The sequence below is a fragment of the Streptomyces sp. NPDC045701 genome (assembly GCF_056432045.1).
The window spans coordinates 112,378-128,512 of record NZ_JBWKJV010000019.1 but is presented as its reverse complement, the minus strand read 5'-3'; the positions used below and the strand labels follow the sequence as shown (position 1 = coordinate 128,512).

9 protein-coding genes are annotated in these 16,135 nt (G+C 69.0%); 1 reads left to right on the top strand and 8 read right to left on the bottom strand.

Annotated features, from left to right (window positions below; all coding sequences use genetic code 11):
- Window positions 1–230: 230 nt before the first annotated feature.
- From AC07DW_RS20860 to ngcE, 7 genes are all read right to left on the bottom strand, one after another.
- A complete protein-coding gene (locus tag AC07DW_RS20860; protein ID WP_478859148.1) occupies window positions 231–1,514 on the bottom strand; it encodes a sugar ABC transporter permease in 1,284 nt (427 codons plus the stop codon).
- Window positions 1,511–2,305 carry an ATP-binding cassette domain-containing protein gene (locus tag AC07DW_RS20855; RefSeq protein ID WP_478859147.1) on the bottom strand — a complete coding sequence of 265 codons (795 nt, stop codon included), beginning with the start codon at window positions 2,303–2,305 and terminating at the stop codon, window positions 1,511–1,513. Before AC07DW_RS20855 ends, AC07DW_RS20860 begins: the two co-directional genes overlap by 4 nt.
- 313 nt (window positions 2,306–2,618) lie before the next feature.
- A complete protein-coding gene (locus AC07DW_RS20850) occupies window positions 2,619–3,716 on the bottom strand; it encodes a substrate-binding domain-containing protein (RefSeq protein ID WP_478859146.1) in 1,098 nt (365 codons plus the stop codon).
- Between the two features lie 121 nt (window positions 3,717–3,837).
- Entirely contained in the window at window positions 3,838–5,037 is a 1,200-nt protein-coding gene (locus AC07DW_RS20845; RefSeq protein WP_478859145.1) for an ROK family transcriptional regulator, read from the bottom strand.
- A gap of 204 nt (window positions 5,038–5,241) precedes the next feature.
- Entirely contained in the window at window positions 5,242–6,171 is a 930-nt protein-coding gene (locus tag AC07DW_RS20840) for a carbohydrate ABC transporter permease (RefSeq protein ID WP_478859144.1), read from the bottom strand.
- A 12-nt stretch (window positions 6,172–6,183) separates the two neighbouring features.
- Window positions 6,184–7,107, bottom strand: a complete 924-nt coding sequence (locus AC07DW_RS20835) for a carbohydrate ABC transporter permease (RefSeq protein WP_478859143.1) — start codon at window positions 7,105–7,107, stop codon at window positions 6,184–6,186.
- Between the two features lie 120 nt (window positions 7,108–7,227).
- Window positions 7,228–8,706: an N-acetylglucosamine/diacetylchitobiose ABC transporter substrate-binding protein gene (gene ngcE / locus AC07DW_RS20830; protein WP_478859142.1), complete on the bottom strand. Its 1,479-nt coding sequence runs from the start codon at window positions 8,704–8,706 to the stop codon at window positions 7,228–7,230.
- A 415-nt stretch (window positions 8,707–9,121) separates the two neighbouring features.
- Between ngcE and AC07DW_RS20825 the strand changes: the two genes are divergently transcribed.
- A complete protein-coding gene (locus AC07DW_RS20825; protein WP_478859141.1) occupies window positions 9,122–12,955 on the top strand; it encodes a GH92 family glycosyl hydrolase in 3,834 nt (1,277 codons plus the stop codon).
- Between the two features lie 78 nt (window positions 12,956–13,033).
- Here the strand turns inward: AC07DW_RS20825 and AC07DW_RS20820 are convergent, their stop codons facing one another.
- A complete protein-coding gene (locus AC07DW_RS20820; RefSeq protein ID WP_478859140.1) occupies window positions 13,034–15,868 on the bottom strand; it encodes an aconitate hydratase in 2,835 nt (944 codons plus the stop codon).
- Window positions 15,869–16,135 lie beyond the last annotated feature (267 nt).

The following is a 16,135-nucleotide window of genomic DNA, read 5'->3' as shown; positions in this document are numbered from 1 at the left end:
CCGAACTGGTCCTCGTCCGCACGACGGCCTGCTGATCACCCACCAGCCGAACCACCAGGCCAAGACGGCCCGACCTCAATTTCCCCCAAGGTCGTAATGTTCCGCCCCTGACGCTGGTCATCGGGCGGTGCGTAACGCGTCGCCCCATTGGCTCGGACGCAGCAATGCCCGGCGCCGGTTGAGGGCGCCGGGCATCGCGGTGGTCACATTCGACCACGGGTGCGGACAGACTACGCGCGACCTGCGGTCTTCTGGGTACGGCGGGAGACCGAGTCGATCACGACGGCGGCGAGGAGCACCGCGCCGGTGATCATGTACTGGATCTCGGACGCCATGCCGAGCATGTTCAGGCCCTGCTGGATCGACTGGATCACGATCATGCCCAGCAGCGCGGACCAGACCTTGCCGCGGCCACCGAAGAGGCTGGTGCCGCCGATGACGGCCGCCGCGATGACGAGCATCAGGGTGTTGCCGCCGCCCAGGCTCTTGGTGGCGCCGCCGGAGAGGCTGGCCACGAAGAGGCCGCCGAAGGCGGCGAGCAGGCCGGAGAGGCCGAAGACCAGGATGCGGACCCGGTCGACGTTGATGCCGGCGCGGCGGGCCGCCTCGGCGTTGCCGCCGACCGCGAAGACCTGCCGGCCGAAGGTGGTGCGGCGGGCGACGAAGTCGGCGACCACCAGGACGGCCAGGAAGAGCACCAGCGCGAGCGGCAGGCCACGGGCGCCGGCGGGCTCGTTGAGGACGTACGCCACGACGAAGCACAGGACGGCGACGAAGCCGGCGCGCAGCACGATCTCGCTGACCGGGCGGGCCGGGAGCGCGGCGGCCTTGCGGCGCTTGCTGTCCAGCAGCAGCGAGCCGGCGTAGGCGAGGACGGCGACCAGGGCGAGGCCGTACGCGGCGGCCTTGTCCTCGAAGTAGTAGCCGGTCAGGTGCTCGACGACGCTGCCGGTCGGCGCGTTGATGGAGCCCTCCTGGCCCATGAGCCAGATCTGCAGGCCGCTCCAGCCGAGGAACCCGGCGAGGGTGACGACGAACGCCGGGACGCCGATCTTGGCGAAGAAGAAGCCGTGGAGGAGGCCGAGCGCGAGACCGGACAGGACGGCGATGGCGACGGCGAGCCAGTCGTTCATGCCGTTGCTCACGTTGAGCACCGCCCACACGGCGGCGCCGACGCCCGCGACCGAGCCGACCGACAGGTCGATCTCGCCGAGGATCAGCACGAAGACGATGCCGACCGCCATGATGCCGAGGCCGGAGGTGTAGACGGCGATGTTGGCGACGGAGCTGGCGGAGAGGAAGTTGCCGTTCTGCGACTGGAACACGATCGCGATGACGATCAGGCCGATGAACACGGGCAGGGAGCCCAGCTCACCGCCGCGCACCTTGCGGGTGAACTCGGTCCAGTAGCCCTTGAGGCCCTCTTCGCGCACGAGGAGGCGCGGGTCGACGGCCGGGACGGGGGCGGCGGACTGCTCCGTGTCCGGGGCGGGGGTCTTGGTGAGGTCGCTCACTTCGCGTCCTCCTTCGTGGCCGTACGCGCCTGCCGGCGGGTCACGGCGTTGTCCGTGGCGCCGGTGATCGCGGCGATGATCGTTTCGTGGGTGGTGTCCTTGACGTCGAAGACACCGTTGTTGCGGCCCAGGCGCAGGACGGCGACCTTGTCGGCGACGGCGCGCACATCGGCCATGTTGTGGCTGATGAGGATGACGCCGTGGCCGCGCTCGCGCAGTCGCTCGACCAGGTCGAGCACCTGGGCGGTCTGCTCGACGCCGAGGGCGGCGGTCGGCTCGTCCAGGATGACGATCTTGGGGTCGCCGATCAGGGCGCGGGCGATGGCGACGACCTGGCGCTGACCGCCGGAGAGGGCGGCGACCGGGATGCGGACGCTGGGGATGCGGATGGACAGGGTGTCCAGCAGCTCCTTGGCGCGCTTCTCCATCGCGATCTCGTCGAGGACGGAGAGGCTCTTCAGCTCGCTGCCCAGGAAGAGGTTGGCGACGACGTCGAGGTTGTCGCAGAGGGCCAGGTCCTGGTAGACGGTCGCGACTCCGAGGTCCTGGGCGTCGTTCGGCCGCTGGATCCTGACCTCGTTGCCCTCCCACTCGATGGCGCCTTCGTCGATGGGGTGGACCCCCGAGATGGTCTTGACGAGGGTCGACTTGCCGGCGCCGTTGTCGCCGACCAGGGCGACGACCTCACCGGCGTGGATCTCCAGGTCTACGTCGGTGAGCGCTTGGACGGCGCCGAACCGCTTGGAGACTCCGCGCAACGCCAACACGGGCGTAGCGAACACGTGAATCATCTCCTTCGCCGCCTGTCCGGCGGGGATGGTGGTACGTGGAGCGTGAAGGGGGACCGGTCCGGCCGGCCCGGTGCGGGCCGCTCCGTTCGCCGGCCGCCACGGCCGTTCGTCCGGCCGTACGTCCGTGGCGGGCGACATGCGCCGCGGCACGGGGACGGTACGGGACGAACGGGCTTCCGGGCGCGGGGCGCCGGCGGGCGGGCCGGGTGCGGCGGCCGGGGCCGGCCGGGGGTCCGGGTGGTGAGTCCGGCGCCCGCCCGCGCTTGCGGGGCGTGGAGGGGCGGGCGCCGGACCGGTACGGAGGGCGGGGCGGCTACTTGATGCCGGCGGCGGCGCAGGCGGCCTTGTACTCGGCCGTGCAGATGTCCGCGGCCTTGTAGACCTTGTCCGCGATGATCGTGGAGGCGATGTTCTCCTTGGTCACGACCTGCGCGTCGTACAGCTTGGCCGGGATGTCCTTGAACTCACCGGTGAGGCTGGTGACCTTGGTCGGGGCGAGGGAGGCGATGTCCTCTCCCTTGAGGAGCTTGACCGCGATCTCGGCGGTGGTCTCGGCCTCCGGCTTGATCTGCTTGTAGATCGTGAAGGCCTGCTCGCCCGTCAGGATCCGCTGGAGACCCGCGAGCTCGGCGTCCTGGCCGCCGACCGGGACCTTGACGCCCTGCTTCTTGAGGGCGGTGATGATGCCGCCGGCCATGCCGTCGTTGGCGGAGTAGACACCCTGGAAGCCGTTCTTGCCCAGGGAGTCGATGGCGGCGCCCATCTTCTTGTTGGCCTCGTCCGGGGACCAGTCCGGGATGTCCTGCTCGTAGACGACCTTCTTGACGCCGGTGTCCAGGACGCTGTGGGCGCCCTTCTTGAACAGCGGGGCGTTGGGGTCGGTCGGCGAGCCGTTGATCATGACAACGTTGCTCTCCTTGGCCTTGGCGCCCAGCGCCTTGACCAGGCCCTCGCCCTGGAGGCGGCCGATCTTCTCGTTGTCGTAGCTGACGTAGGCGGAGATCGGGCCCTCGGCAAGACGGTCGTACGCGACGACCTTGACACCCTTCTTCTCGGCCTGCTGCACCCAGGACTTGGTGGCCTTGTAGTCGACCGAGTCGAGGATGATCACCTTGACGCCCTGCGTGACGAGGGCGTCGAACTGCTTCTTCTGGGTCTCGGTGTCCTGTGCGGCGTTGTTGTACTTGACCTCGCAGTCGCCGCACAGTTCCTTGATCTTCGCCTCGATGATCGGGCGGTCGAACGTCTCGTAGCGGGTCGTCTTGTTCTCCGGCAGCAGCAGACCGATCGTCTTGCTGTCGCCTCCGCCGCCCGCGGTGTCACCGTCGCCCGCCTTGCCACAAGCGGCGAGGGAAGCGGCCATCGATACCGCTGCCGTGGCTATGACGATGCGTCGCGTCATTGCGTTCATGTGGGTTGCCTCCCTGACGAGGCCGCGACGTTGCGGCCGAGGTGGCTGGAAGTCAACTCGGCCGCAACGTCGTCGTCAAGGAGTAAATTGACAACGAGATGACAACGGTGCCATCCGTTATCTAAGTGAACGCAGGAGTGACCGGAGCCAGGGCGTTCTCAAGCAGGGTCGAATCACCCATTTCGCTCAGTACGAGCGCGAGCGCGCCGAGCACCTCGGCGCGGCCCCCCAGGGCCCCCGGAGCCACCGAGAGCTGGCGGGCGGCGCTGGGGATGGCGTACCGGGAGACCGACTCGCGGATGGGGCCCAGCACCAGCTCCCCGGCCTCCGCCAGGTCGCCGCCCAGGACGACACGGCTGGGGTTCAGCAGGTTGCACAGGTTGGCCACGCCGCTGCCGATGTGCCGTCCGACGTCCCCGATCACCCGGCGGCAGCCGGGGTCGCCCTCGCGCGCCAGCTGCACGACCCGCTCCATGGTCAGGTCCGCCCCGTGACTGGGCTGGAGCAGCGGCAGGACGTAGCGGGCGGCGGTGAACGTCTCCAGGCAGCCGCGGTTGCCGCAGCGGCAGACGGGGCCGGACTCGTCGAGCGTGATGTGCCCGATCTCGCCGGCGGTGCCGCCCGGGCCCCGGTAGATCTGCCCGTCGATCACCAGGCCGGCGCCCACACCGCTGGCCACCTTGATGTAGGCCAGGTCCTTGACCCCGCGCCCGCCGCCCCAGACCAGCTCGCCGAGCGCGCCGAGGTTGGCGTCGTTGTCGACGTACACGGGGACGCCGAGGCGGCTGGACAGCTCCAGGCTCGGGTTGATGCCGGTCCAGCCCGGCAGGATCGCGGTGGAGCCGAGGGTCCCGGAGGAGACGTCGATGGGGCCGGGGACGCCGAGCCCGACGCCGATCACCTTGTCCTGACCGATCCCGGTGGCCGCGATCAGCCGCTTGACCAGGGCCTCCGCCCGGTCGAAGCCCTCCTCGGAGGAGGCGTCGACGTCGAGCGGCTCCGACTCCTCGGCGAGCACCTGGTGCGCCAGGTTGCCGACGGCGACGCGCAGGTGGGTGTGGCCGAAGTCGACCCCGATGACGATGCCGGCGTCCCCGCTGAGCGAGACGCTGCGGGCCCGGCGGCCCCCGGCCGACGTGGGGGTCACCTCGACGGTGCCGCCGTCCTTCAGCTCCCGCACGATATTGGAGACCGTGGCGGCGGACAGGCCGGTGGTCCTGGCGATCTCCGCCTGGGTGAGCGACCCCGCCATGCGCACCGCGCGCACGACCCGCTCGAGATTGGCCCGATGCAGAGATGTCTGCGACCCCGGAGTCTCCATCGACTCACTCACTCCTGCCGTTTTCTCCAACATGTGAACTCTAAGCTGAGCCTTTTGGGTTGGCCTCCGTCAAGACCTTGAGCGTTGCAGGCCTCCGATGAGCGAATTAGATGCGGAGAAATCGGATATTTGCCCCAGCCATAGGGAAACGGCCCGTCAGGAGCGGGTGCTCCGCCGACGGACCGTTTCGTTTCGTGACGCGGACTACTTCAGCGCACCGGCCGTGAGACCGGACTGCACCTGCCGCTGGAAGATCGAGTACACGATCAGTACCGGCAGCATGGCGATCATCATGCCCGCCATCAGCGCGCCCCAGTCGTTCTCATAACCCTGCTGCAAGGCGATCATCGCCAGCCCCTGGGTGAGGACGTATTTGTCCTCCTGCTGATTGAGCACCATCGGCAGCAGGTACTGGTTCCACTGCCCCAGGAAGTTGAAGATCCCGATGCTGATCAGACCCGGCTTGGCCATCGGGACCATCACCTGGAAGAACGTCCGGGTGTGCGAGGCGCCGTCGATCATCGCCGCCTCGGCAACCGAGCTCGGCAGCGTACGGAAGAACGCCGTCATGAAGAAGACGGTGAACGGCAGCGAGTACGCGATGTAGACCAGGATCAGCCCGTGGTACGTGGCGAGCAGCGAGCTGCCCGGGAAGTCCCGCAGCACGAAGAAGAGGGGAATGACCAGCATGAAGACCGGGAACGACATGCCGGCCACGAACAGGTAGTAGATGAACCGGTTGCCGGGGAAGGTGAAGCGGGCCAGAACGTACGCGGCCATCGACCCGAGCACCATCGTGCCCACGACGGACCCGCCCACCACGATGGCCGTGTTGACGAAGTACTGGCCCATGTTCGCGTCGTCCCACGCGTTGGACCAGTTCTCCCAGTGCAGAACGGTCGGCAGGCCCCACGGGTCGGTCAGGATGCCGTTGCTGTCCTTGAAGGCGCTCCACAGCACCCACAGCAGCGGCACCCCCACCATCAGCGCCCACACGACGAGGATGCCGTGGGAGAAGACGTTCAGCACGCCCCCCTCGGAGGTGCGGCCGGCCGTCGGGCCCAGCCGCCGGGTGACCTCGGCGGGCGTGGCGGACCCCTGCTTGGTCACCGCTTCGATCTCTTCGGTCGTCATCCCGCCCCGTCCCTAGTACTCGATCCGCTCACGGCGCGCGAAGCGCATCGTGAGCACGGCGAAGGTCATGGTGACGATGAGCATCGCCACACCCATGGCGGCGGCGTAGCCGAACTGGCTGTCGCGGAACGCCGTCAGGTAGAGCCTCAGCGGCATCACGTCCGTGGCGCCGTCCGGGCCGCCCATGTTCACCGACATGATCTGGACCAGCGCGAAGGCGTCCAGGGCGATGATGCCCATGTACACCCAGCCGGTCTGGACCGTGTCCCACAGCAGCGGGAGGGTGATCCTGAAGAAGGTGTGGAAGCGGCCGGCCCCGTCCAGCAGGGCCGCCTCGTAGACGTCCCGCGGGATGGACGCCATGGCGGCGGAGAACAGCACCACGAAAAAGCCGACGTGCCCCCAGACCATCACCGCGCTGATGCACCACAGGGCGAGGCTCTTCTCCCCCAGCCACGAGTTCTGCAGGGCGTCCAGCCCCACCGCGCCCAGCAGGGTGTTGAGCATGCCGTCGTCCGGGTCGGGGTTGTAGATGTTGAACCAGATGACGGCGATGATCGTGATGGAGATGACCTGGGGGAAGAAGAAGACGAACTTGTAGAACTTCGAGCCGGCGACCCCGGTGACCACTTCGTTCTTCCGGCGGCGGCCGCCCACATTGAGCATGAAGGCGAAGAAGAGCCCGAGCGCGAGTGTGACCAGGGGGACGAGCGCCAGCATGTAGACGTTGTGGCGCAGCGCGTTCCAGAAGTCGTCGCTCTCCCAGAGCTTGCCGAAGTTGTCCAGGCCGACGAACTCCGCGGTCCCCACCAGGCCGGACCAGTCGGTCATGGAGATCTGGAAGGCCTGGACGAACGGCGAGATGACGAATGCGCCGTAAATGAGCAGAGGCAGGGCCAGGAAGCCCACGATGAATCGGTATTTGCCGTGTTGCATGCTGCTCCCCGGCCTTCCCCTCGTTTGTCGACCTGTCAGGTCGGGCGATCCGCTACGGCGTGCGTGGCGCGGCCACGTGGTCGCGCCGTCACGCGGTCACGTGCTCGTCCGGTCACGCGGTCACGCGGTGCGCTTGAACTTGGTGACGGAGTCGTCCTTGGCCACCTTGTCGCACTCCGCCTGGGTCTTCCTGATCCAGTCGGCGGCCTTGAGCTCGCCGGCGAGCAGCTGGCCGGTCAGGCCGCCGATCTTCTCGTCCGTGAGCGCCGGGTACCACTCCTGGAGCTGAAGACTGATCAGGTTGTCCCCGGCCTCCTTGAACACCTTGCTGGCGGAGGCGAGACCTGGCGAGAGGGTCATGCCCTCGGTGGCGTCCACGACACAGGTCAGGGACTTCACCTTCTTCGCGAAGTTCTGCGCGTGCTTCCTGGAGAGCATGATGCGCAGCAGCTCCATGCCGCCGGCCGGGTTCCCGCCCCTGCTCGCGACGATGTACGGCTCGCTCGGCTCGGCGCGCAGGGTGCCGTGCGGCATCTTGTCGCCGGTGCCGTCGAAGAGGGCGCCGACGGCCATGCCGAAGCCGGCGGGCGTGGTGGGGGCGGCCTCGTTCTCGACCCAGGAGCCGTTGGGGATGAAGACGGCCTTGCCCTTGTTCCAGGCGGTCTGGGACTGGATGTGCGTCAGGCCCTGGCTGCCTTCGAGGAAGTACTTCTTGGCGGCGAGCTCCTCGTAGTGCTCGATGACCTCCTTGACCGCGTCGTTGGAGGTCCAGGCGTTGGGCTCCAGGTTGTCGATCCCGATCCACTTCTCCATGCCGCCGATCTTGGCGATCTGAGCGAAGAGGTTGAAGTGCACGTAGTAGGGGAATTTGCCCGCGTACGTCCAGGGGGCGATGCCGGCCTTCTTGATCTCGCCGCACAGGGTGACCATCTCGGAGAGGGTCCTGGGGTAGGTCCAGCCCTTGTCGGCGAGCAGCTTCTGCGAGTACCAGGTGCCGTAGATGGTGAAGGCGTAGTAGAGCACGTCGAAGGTGTCGCCGTGCTTGCCCTTCTCGATGGTGCTCGGGTGGATCGTGTCCCGGACCTTCTTCGCGGGGTCGTCCGTGGAGGGCGCGTCGAGGAGAGCGGCGAGGTCCTGGAGCTGGCCCTGGGTGGACAGCTTGTTCATGTCGAGGTGGTCGGCACCGGAGTTGTCGATGACGTCCGGCGGGTTGCCGCCCGCGAAGCGCGGGGTGAGCTTGGGGCCGACCTGCTGCGTGCCGGTGTGTTCGACCTTCGCGCCGTAGGTGGCCTGGTAGTCGGCCTCGGCGTCCTTGGCGTACTGGTCGCCGAGGCCGCCCTTGAAGATGAACGCCTCCAGCGGGGCGCCCTTGGCGACCCCGAGCGGGTTCTTCTCGGACTTGGGGCCGCCGGGCGCCTTGGTCTCCTTGTCTGTGCCGCCGCCACCGCCGGTGGCGCAGGCGGACAGAAGGCCCATGGCCGGGACGGCGATCAGGCCGAGCGCGGCGGACCGCCTGATCAGGTCACGACGACCGAGGCCCCCGTCGCCGGTGCCCTCGTGGCCGGGGCCCTCATTGGTGCGGGCGGAGCTGGATCCCATGCTCAAGTCCTCGCCTTCTCCAGGACTCAGGCGGTACCGGTCGCCCGTCCTGCTCGCCTGAGGCGAAGGGCCCCGCCACCGCGGTCAATTGCTGGGTCGTGCAGGTGCTGGGTGATCGTGCGGTGCCGGCTGGCGCGATGCCACTCGGACGCGACAGGTATAGTCCACTTCGCGCCGACTGAGCAAGATCGAAAGCAACTTCGGTCAGCCATCTTTCCCGAGTTGAGACCTCGGGGAAATACTTCGGGACCCGGTACGCATTCACCGGTCACACGGTTCGGCGGAACGGCTGAATCGGCTCTTCCCGCACCGTCAACACCCTTGACACCGCTTACCACTTCCCTCCCTACTGGTTCCTGCGCAGTTCGCTTGACAACGTTGTCCAACGCGCTTTCGGCAGGAGGCAGGACGCGGGATGCAGCCCAGACAGCCCAGCACGTCCGCACCGAGAACCCGTCACCGATTCCCTCGTACGGCCGCCGCCGTGCTGGCCGCCGCGCTGGTCGCGTCGGCGGCCCCGCCGGCCGCCGCCCTCGCCCTCCCGGGCCGACCGGCCGCGCCGGTACAGGAGTTCCGGTCGTCCTTCGAGGCGGACGAGCGCCCACCGGACTGGCGCAACACCGTCGACGTCGGCGCCGACGGCCGCCGGCGGGCGTCCGGTGTCGACGGCGGCTACGCGGCGGGAATACCGGGGAACGTCACCGACAAGGTCACCGCGGTGCGCGCCAGCGGCGAGAACAGCGGCGCCGGGGAGACCAAGGAGAACCTGGTCGACCTCCAGCCGGGTACGAAATGGCTCACCTTCGCCCCCACCGCCTGGGTGGAATTCGATCTGGACCAGCCCGTCAAGGTGGTGACGTACGCGCTGACTTCCGCGAACGACCACGCCCCCCGCGACCCCGCGAAGTGGACGCTGAAGGGCTCGGCGGACGGTACGGAGTGGAAGGTTCTGGACACCCGCGAGGGCCAGACCTTCGAAAAGCGCTTCGAAACCCGGACGTACGACTTCAACAATTCAACGGAGTACGCGCATTACCGGCTGGAGATCACCGGGAACAACGGCGCCGAGGGCATCACCCAGCTCGCCGACGTCCAGTTCTCGAACGGTGACGCCTCCGCCCCCGTCCCGCCCGACATGCGCAGCCACGTCGACCGGGGGCCCGGCGGCTCCCCCACCGCCAAGGCGAACGCCGGGTTCACCGGGGTGCGTGCGCTGCGGTACGCGGGCACGCACAAGCCGGACGGCCGGGCCTACTCGTACAACAAGGTCTTCGACGTCGACACGCCCGTGCGGCGCGACACCGAGCTGTCGTACCGGATCTTCCCCTCCATGCCGGAGACGGACCTGAACTACCCGGCCACCCACGTGGCCGTGGACCTGGCGTTCACCGACGGCACGTACCTGAGCGACCTGGGGGCCGTCGACAGCCACGGCGGGGCGCTCACACCGCGCGGACAGGGCGCGGCGAAGCGGCTCTACGTCAACCAGTGGAACCAGGTGACGTCCGGGATAGGGACGGTCGCGGCCGGGCGGACCGTGGACCGGATCCTGGTGGCGTACGACTCGCCCAAGGGTCCGGCGAGGTTCCAGGGCTGGATCGACGACGTCACGATCGGCCGTGCCGAGCCCGCCGAGCGGCACATCCGCCCCTCCGACCACGCCTCGACCATTCGCGGCACCAACTCCAGCGGCTCGTTCTCGCGCGGGAACGCCTTCCCCGCCACGGCCGTACCCCATGGCTTCAACTTCTGGACGCCGGTGACCAACGCCGCCTCCAAGAGCTGGCTGTACGAGTACGCGCGCGGGAACAACGCGGACAACCTCCCCACGATCCAGGCCTTCAGCGCCAGCCACGAGCCGAGCCCCTGGATGGGCGACCGGCAGACCTTCCAGCTGCTGCCCTCCGCCGCCGCCGGGACGCCGGAGACCGACCGGGTGCGCCGCGCGCTGCCCTTCCGGCACGAGAAGGAGACGGCCAGGCCGCACTACTACGGGGTCACCTTCGAGAACGGCATCGAAGCGGAGATCACTCCGACCGACCACGCCGCGATGATGCGCTTCACCTATCCCGGCGCGGACGCGTCGGTGGTCTTCGACAACGTCACGGACGAGGGCGGCCTCACGCTCGACCCGGCGACCCGGTCCTTCACCGGCTTCTCGGACGTCAAGAGCGGTCTGTCGACCGGCGCGACCCGCATGTTCGTGTACGGCGTCTTCGACGCGCCGGTCACCGGTTCCGCGTCGGCGGGCGTCAAGGGGCACCTGCGGTTCGACGCGGGCGCGGACCGGACCGTGACGCTGCGCATGGCGACGTCCCTGATCAGCGTGGAGCAGGCACGGCGCAACCTGGCATCGGAGATCCCCTCCGGCACCCGTTTCGAGCGGGTCAGGGAGCGGGCGCAGGACGCCTGGGACCGCCTCCTTGGCCGGGTGACGGTCGAGGGCGCGACCCGCGACCAGTTGGTCACCCTGTACTCGAACCTCTACCGGCTGTACCTCTACCCCAACTCCGGCTTCGAGAAGGTGGACGGCGAGGACCGGTACGCGAGCCCCTTCTCGCCGCAGACCGGCCCGGACACCCCGACCCGTACCGGCGCGAGGATCGTCGACGGCAGGGTGTACGTCAACAACGGGTTCTGGGACACGTACCGGACGACCTGGCCGGCGTACTCCTTCCTCACCCCGCGCAAGGCGGGTGAGCTGGTCGACGGGTTCGTCCAGCAGTACAAGGACGGCGGCTGGATCTCCCGCTGGTCCTCCCCCGGCTACGCGGACCTGATGACGGGGACGTCCTCGGACGTGGCGTTCGCCGACGCGTACGTCAAGGGCGTCGACTTCGACGCCGAGGCGGCGTACGAGGCGGCGCTGAAGAACGCCACGGTGGTGCCGCCCTCGTCGGGCGTGGGCCGCAAGGGCATGGAGACGTCGCCGTTCCTCGGCTACGCCTCGACCGCGACGCACGAGGGCCTCTCCTGGTCCCTGGAGGGGTACCTCAACGACTACGGCCTGTCGAGAATGGCCGACGCGCTCCACAAGAGGACCGGAAAGGCCCGGTACAAGGACGAGGCCGCCTACTTCGCGAACCGGGCGCGCAACTACGTCACCCTCTTCGACAAGGAGGCCGGCTTCTTCCAGGGCCGGGACCTCAAGGGCGCGTGGCGGGTGCCGTCGTCCTCGTACGACCCCCGGGTGTGGGGGTACGACTACACGGAGACCAACGGCTGGGGGTACGCCTTCACCGCCCCGCAGGACAGCCGGGGCCTGGCCAACCTCTACGGCGGCCGGGCCGGCCTGGCGAAGAAGCTGGACGGCTACTTCTCGACGCCCGAGACGGCGTCGCCCGAGTTCGTCGGCTCGTACGGCAGCGTCATCCACGAGATGACGGAGGCGCGGGACGTGCGGATGGGCATGTACGGCCACTCCAACCAGGTCGCCCACCACGTGCCGTACATGTACGACGCGGCCGCGCAGCCGTGGAAGACGCAGGAGAAGGTGCGCGAGGTGCTGTCGCGGCTCTACACGGGCAGCGAGATCGGGCAGGGCTACCACGGTGACGAGGACAACGGCGAGCAGTCGGCCTGGTGGCTGTTCTCGGCGCTGGGCTTCTACCCGCTGGTCATGGGCAGCGGGGAGTACGCGATCGGGTCGCCGCTGTTCACCAAGGCGACCGTGCGGATGGACAACGGCCGCACGCTGGTGGTCGAGGCCCCGGAGAACAGCGCGCGGAACGTCTACGTGCAGGGGCTGAGGGTCAACGGCAAGCGCTGGACGTCGACGGCGCTGCCGCACGCGCTGGTGGCGCGCGGCGGGACGCTGGAGTTCGACATGGGCCCGAAGCCGTCGGCATGGGGCACGGGCCGGCACGCGGCGCCCGTCTCCCTCACCCGGGACGACTCGGTGCCCTCGCCGCGCCGGGACGTGCTGGCGGGCGCGGGCGAGCTGTTCGACGACACGTCGGCGACGTCGGCGTCGGTGGAGGCCGTGGAGCTGCCGGTCCCGGCGGGCGGTACGCGGGCGGTGCAGTACACGCTGACCTCGGCGGCGCGGGGGTCGGCCCCCGGCGGCTGGGTGTTGCAGGGGTCGCGGGACGGCACGGTGTGGGCGGACCTGGACCGGCGGTCCGGTGAGTCGTTCGCGTGGGACCGGCAGACCCGGGTGTTCACGGTCGCGCGGCCCGGCGCGTACCAGCGCTACCGCCTGGTGCCGGACGCGGTGTCGACGCTGGCGGAGGTGGAGTTGCTGCGCTGACGCACGGGGCTCGGTGAACGCGGCGAGGGCCGCACCCCGTCGCCGGACGGGGTGCGGCCCTTGCCTGGTGCCGGCTGATCAGTTGCGGATCAGGTTGCGCAGCACGTACTGCATGATGCCGCCGTTGCGGTAGTAGTCCGCCTCGCCGGGGGTGTCGATGCGGACGACCGCGTCGAACTCCACGCCGGTGTCGGTGGTGACCTTCACCGTGCGGGGCGTGGTGCCCTCGTTGAGCTCGGTGACGCCGGAGATGGAGAAGGTCTCCTCGCCGGTCAGGCCGAGCGTCTCGGCGGTCGCGCCCTCGGGGAACTGCAGGGGCAGGACGCCCATGCCGATGAGGTTCGAGCGGTGGATGCGCTCGTAGGACTCGGCGATGACGGCCTTGACGCCGAGGAGCGCGGTGCCCTTGGCGGCCCAGTCGCGGGACGAGCCGGAGCCGTACTCCTTGCCGGCCAGGACGACGAGCGGGACGCCCTGCTCGATGTAGTTGCGGGAGGCGTCGTAGATGAACGACACCGGACCGCCGTCCTGGGTGAAGTCGCGGGTGTAGCCGCCCTCGGTGCCCGGCGCGATCTGGTTGCGCAGGCGGATGTTGGCGAACGTACCGCGGATCATGACCTCGTGGTTGCCGCGGCGGGAGCCGTAGCTGTTGAAGTCGCGGCGCTCGACGCCGTGCTCCGTGAGGTACTTGCCGGCCGGGGTGTCGGCCTTGATGGCGCCGGCCGGGGAGATGTGGTCGGTGGTGACCGAGTCGCCCAGCTTGGCGAGGACGCGGGCGCCCGTGATGTCGGAGACCGGGGTGGTCTCCATCGTCATGCCCTCGAAGTAGGGGGGCTTGCGGACGTAGGTGGACTCGGCGTCCCACTCGAAGGTGTTGCCGGTCGGGATCGGCAGCGCCTGCCACTGGGCGTCGCCGGCGAAGACGTCCTGGTAGGACTTGTTGAACATGTCCTCGCCGATGGCGCTCGCGACGACCTCGTTCACCTCGGCCTCGGAGGGCCAGATGTCCTTGAGGTAGACCGGCTTGCCGTCCTGGTCGGCGCCCAGGGCGTCCTTGGTGATGTCCACCTTCATGGAGCCCGCGATGGCGTACGCGACGACCAGCGGCGGGGAGGCCAGGTAGTTCATCTTGACATCGGGGTTGATCCGGCCCTCGAAGTTGCGGTTGCCGGAGAGGACCGACGTGACGGCGAGGTCGTTGTCGTTGACGGCCTTGGAGACCTCCTCCGGCAGCGGGCCGGAGTTGCCGATGCAGGTGGTGCAGCCGTAGCCGACGAGGTTGAAGCCGACCTTGTCGAGGTACGGGGTCAGGCCCGCCTTGTCGAAGTAGTCGGTGACGACCTTCGAGCCCGGGGCGAGGGTGGTCTTGACCCACGGCTTGCGGGTCAGGCCCTTCTCGACCGCCTTCTTGGCCACCAGGGCGGCGGCGACCATGACGTACGGGTTCGAGGTGTTGGTGCAGGAGGTGATCGCGGCGACGGTGACGGCGCCGTGGTCGATCTCGTAGGTGCTGCCGTCGGGGGCGGTGACGGTGACCGGGTTGGACGGGACCGCCTCGCCCGTGGCCTCGTCGTGCTGCGGGGCGCCGGCGCCGTTGTCGTCGTGGCCGTAGGCCGGGGCGTCGCTTGCCGGGAACGACTCGGAGCTCGCCTCGTCGACCGGGGAAGCCACGCCGTGCGGCTTCTCCTGCTGCGGGACGCCCGGCTTGCGGTCGTCGCCGCCGGTCACGCCGGCCTCGACGTAGTTGAGGACGTCGCGCTTGAACTGCTCGGCGGCGTTGGCCAGGACGATGCGGTCCTGCGGGCGCTTGGGGCCGGCGATGGAGGGGACGACCGTGGAGAGGTCCAGCTCCAGCTTCTCGGAGAAGTCCGGCTCGGCGGCCGGGTCCAGCCAGAGGCCCTGCTCCTTGGCGTACGCCTCGACCAGCGCGACCTGGTGCTCGGAGCGGCCGGTGAGCTTGAGGTAGTTCAGCGTCTCGCCGTCGATCGGGAAGATCGCGGCGGTGGAGCCGAACTCGGGCGACATGTTGCCGATGGTGGCGCGGTTCGCGAGGGAGGTGGCGGCGACGCCCTCACCGTAGAACTCGACGAACTTGCCGACGACGCCGTGCTTGCGCAGCATCTCGGTGATGGTGAGCACCAGGTCGGTGGCGGTGGTGCCGGCGGGCAGCTCGCCGGTCAGCTTGAAGCCGACGACGCGCGGGATCAGCATGGAGACCGGCTGGCCGAGCATGGCGGCCTCGGCCTCGATGCCGCCGACGCCCCAGCCGAGCACACCGAGGCCGTTGACCATGGTGGTGTGGGAGTCGGTGCCGACGAGGGTGTCGGGGTACGCCTGGCCGCCCCGGACCATGACGGTGCGAGCCAGGTGCTCGATGTTCACCTGGTGGACGATGCCGGTGCCGGGCGGGACGACCTTGAACTCGTCGAAGGCGGTCTGGCCCCAGCGCAGGAACTGGTAGCGCTCCTTGTTGCGGCCGTACTCCAGCTCGACGTTCTGGCCGAAGGCCTCCGCGGTGCCGAACTTGTCGGCGATGACGGAGTGGTCGATGACCAGCTCGGCCGGGGCCAGCGGGTTGATCTTCGCCGGGTCGCCGCCGAGCTCCTTGACGGCCTCGCGCATGGTGGCGAGGTCGACGACACACGGCACACCGGTGAAGTCCTGCATGATCACGCGGGCGGGCGTGAACTGGATCTCCTGGCTCGGCTGAGCCTGCGAGTCCCAGCCGCCGAGGGCCCGGATGTGGTCGGCGGTGATGTTCGCGCCGTCCTCGGTACGGAGCAGGTTCTCCAGGAGGACCTTGAGGCTGTAAGGGAGGCGCGCGGAGCCCTCGACCTTGTCCAGCCTGAAGATCTCGTACGACTCGTCGCCCACGCGCAGCGTGCTGCGGGCGTCGAAGCTGTTCGCCGACACGACAGTCTCCTTCATCAATGTGCGCGTTCTTACCGCATCCTGCCGCGTGGGCTCCTCGCCGATCCGCTAAGGTAAGACTTAGTTAGGTAACCCTTACCGGCTGGCGCGGCTGCGGTGCGTCTCTCGGCAGATATCTCGATGTCGAGATAACTCTAGTACATGACCGCGCCCGGCGACGAGGCGCGCCCGCCGGTACTCCGTCCGGGCGGGGCGCCGCCCCGGGAAAACACCGGTGGCGGGGGTGGCCGGGGGCGGGCGATCCCTGAT

Excerpts from the sequence above, each read along its gene's own strand:
- AC07DW_RS20840 (WP_478859144.1), bottom strand. The coding sequence starts at position 6,171 with ATGACGACCGAAGAGATCGAAGCGGTGACCAAGCAGGGGTCCGCCACG.
- AC07DW_RS20835 (WP_478859143.1), bottom strand. The coding sequence starts at position 7,107 with ATGCAACACGGCAAATACCGATTCATCGTGGGCTTCCTGGCCCTGCCT.
- AC07DW_RS20855 (WP_478859147.1), bottom strand. The coding sequence starts at position 2,305 with ATGATTCACGTGTTCGCTACGCCCGTGTTGGCGTTGCGCGGAGTCTCC.
- AC07DW_RS20845 (WP_478859145.1), bottom strand. The coding sequence starts at position 5,037 with ATGGAGACTCCGGGGTCGCAGACATCTCTGCATCGGGCCAATCTCGAG.
- AC07DW_RS20850 (WP_478859146.1), bottom strand. The coding sequence starts at position 3,716 with ATGAACGCAATGACGCGACGCATCGTCATAGCCACGGCAGCGGTATCG.
- AC07DW_RS20825 (WP_478859141.1), top strand. The coding sequence starts at position 9,122 with ATGCAGCCCAGACAGCCCAGCACGTCCGCACCGAGAACCCGTCACCGA.
- ngcE (WP_478859142.1), bottom strand. The coding sequence starts at position 8,706 with ATGGGATCCAGCTCCGCCCGCACCAATGAGGGCCCCGGCCACGAGGGC.